Raw genomic sequence first — 299 nt, 5'->3', positions numbered from 1 at the left:
AAGTGACTCGCCCGAGGGGGCGAAACAAGAAACATCAACGCACTCGGAGCGGCGCGCTACACCCAAACCCAATAGACAGTTGCTCCTACGGTTCCAGGAAGTACGGACGTAGGAGCGGGCCCTGCCCGCGAATCGCGCGCAGGGCGCGCTCCTACAGGGGAATGGCATGGCTCGGGCGTAGGAGCGGACTCCGTCCGCGATTGGACTCACCGACCACGCCGGACGCCCCCGTGGCACGGATGGCGGCGGATAACCGCGAACGGTTATTCGCCCTACACGAATCCCCGTAGGGCGCATAA

The sequence above is a fragment of the Pseudomonas sp. RW407 genome (genome assembly GCF_003176655.1).
In the GTDB taxonomy this organism is placed as follows: Bacteria; Pseudomonadota; Gammaproteobacteria; order Pseudomonadales; family Pseudomonadaceae; genus Pseudomonas; species Pseudomonas delhiensis.
The sequence above is the reverse complement of the archived record's forward strand: the minus strand, read 5'-3'. Positions refer to the sequence as shown.